This window comes from Hydrocoleum sp. CS-953 (genome assembly GCF_002260545.1).
Classification (GTDB): Bacteria; Cyanobacteriota; Cyanobacteriia; order Cyanobacteriales; family Microcoleaceae; genus Trichodesmium.
The window spans coordinates 1-2,262 of the sequence record NZ_LGSU01000141.1 but is presented as its reverse complement, the minus strand read 5'-3'; the positions used below and the strand labels follow the sequence as shown (position 1 = coordinate 2,262).

The 2,262-nt window shown below is 35.1% G+C and carries 2 protein-coding genes; both read right to left on the bottom strand.

Features of this window, described 5'->3' with window-relative positions:
* Nucleotides 1–99 precede the first annotated feature (99 nt).
* The gene (gene nusB, locus AFK68_RS01020; protein ID WP_094670934.1) at nucleotides 100–723 is read right to left on the bottom strand and encodes a transcription antitermination factor NusB; all 624 of its coding nucleotides are present in this window, start codon (nucleotides 721–723) and stop codon (nucleotides 100–102) included.
* A gap of 293 nt (nucleotides 724–1,016) precedes the next feature.
* Nucleotides 1,017–1,718: a DUF502 domain-containing protein gene (locus tag AFK68_RS01010; protein ID WP_094670932.1), complete on the bottom strand. Its 702-nt coding sequence runs from the start codon at nucleotides 1,716–1,718 to the stop codon at nucleotides 1,017–1,019.
* Between the last annotated feature and the right edge of the window lie 544 nt (nucleotides 1,719–2,262).

The window sequence follows — 2,262 nt, the reverse complement described above, 5'->3', positions numbered from 1 at the left end:
GCGCTATAGTTTGGGGAATTACCTCTAGTCTAGTCTAATTTTTCTGTCTAATTCCAGCTTCAGTCAAATCTAACTTTTAACTTTGATGTATATGATTCCTTAAATTACATTAATTTTGTTGAGGACTCTTCGCAATACCCCATTAATAAACTTATGCCCATCTTCGCCACTATAACGTTTTGCTAGTTCTACTGCTTGACTAATCGCCACTTGTTCTTGAATTCCAATAAACATCATTTCTGCTACTGCAATTCTAAGTATATCTAGATCAATTCGAGGTAAACGTTCTATTTGCCAATCTACTATTGATTCTCTGAGTAATTTATCAATTTCTTCTTTATTAACATTAACTTTTGTCAGAATTTCCATTGCATAGCTGCGAACTTCTAATTGATTAGTAAGTTGAATAATTTCTGGTAATTCAACAGCAGTACCAATACGATTAATTGCTGTTTGGCCTAACTCCATAGCTTCATGGATCATTGCTCTGGCACTTTCAATATCAGTAGTCCCGATCTGACTACTCAGAAGGCGATCGCTCCCCCTCTGTATTTCTCCTGCTGCAGTTTCTAAAATATCTTGGGCTTCCGTTCTTAAAGTCCGAACTGCTGCTAATACAACTTCTTGAAGTTGCTTTTTTTCTAAACTCCCTGGATTTGTTGGTAATTGACTTAAGCCAAGGAGGGCTAGTTCACGAGCTGTAGAACGGGGAGCTTTTTTCATAATAGACCTAGTAAATAATAAAAAATCAAATCAATTATCCCACTCTTATTGATCAATTCTTTCTCCCTACTCCCTACTCCCTGTTATTAATATTGTTCTATATCTGGAAGTGCTGGTTTAAGTTCATTGTTAGAGATTTTTTCTTGACCAACTCCTGTTGATGGAGTAGGATTTACTATTCCACCAGATATTAATACTTTAAAAGCATCTTCGACTGACAAAGAAACATTAATCACATCTTTTTCTGGTANCTTATTGATCAATTCTTTCTCCCTACTCCCTACTCCCTGTTATTAATATTGTTCTATATCTGGAAGTGCTGGTTTAAGTTCATTGTTAGAGATTTTTTCTTGACCAACTCCTGTTGATGGAGTAGGATTTACTATTCCACCAGATATTAATACTTTAAAAGCATCTTCGACTGACAAAGAAACATTAATCACATCTTTTTCTGGTACTATGGCGTACCAACCAGATGTGGGATTTGGAGTGGTGGGAATGAAAAGACTTAACATTGAATCTCCTAGATGAGATTTAATTTCGTTACCTATACTACCAGTGACAAAAGCTATAGTCCAAATTCCTCGACGTGGATATTCTACAAGTACCACACGACGAAATCTCTCGTTAGAATCCCTGAGCAGAGTTTCTAATATTTGCTTTAGAGTGCCATAAACTGAGCCAGCAAAAGGAATTGCTTGTAAGATTTTCTCACCTAAATCTAACAGCCATCTTCCAGCAATGTTTCTGGCCATCAGTCCTATTATTAGGATACTTAGCAATGGTACCGCTAGTCCTACTAAGAAGTTTAGTAGACCCACCAAAATTGGATGTAAACCATCAAAGGGATTAATTTGTTTAGGAATCTTAGTAAGAAAATCAATTACCCATCGAGCAATAGTTATAGTAAGCCAAATTGTTGTAGCTAATGGTATTACTACCAATAGACCAGCGATTAGGTCATTTTTTAAGTCCTGCCTTATGCGTTGGAACACCGATCACCCACTTCCTCATAACTGGCTAGATATTTTTATGCTCTAGCCGAAAATTGAATTTATTTATTATATTTTATATCTAAGGTTTCGGATTAACTATTTTTGATTCTGATATATAGCAGGGAATAGGGAATAGGGAACAGGGAACAGTTGGAAAAACATTTCTGCTGCCTAAAATTCGTCATTAGTCTATGTCCTAAACAATTTTTTCTTAACTATAGCAATTGTAAATAGGTTGTAATATTTTATCTAACAGGGTTTGGTTTCTAAATCCCATTTTCTCTTGGGGAGAGGAGATCAAACACCTACAGTTTTTTTTGGGAAATCATTTAGGATTGATATATATAATAATCCATCTGAAAAGTCGTTTGATATCTTCCCATCTCATTCTTCCATGAAATGACAATTATCGGGATAGATATTATCCTATTATATTTATTCTCAGAACCTACCCTTGTTATACCAATTCCCAGGCATTAATGCTATACTTGAGTGACACTTCAGTTATCAAGTAATTAACACAGGTAAAATAAATTATTACCTA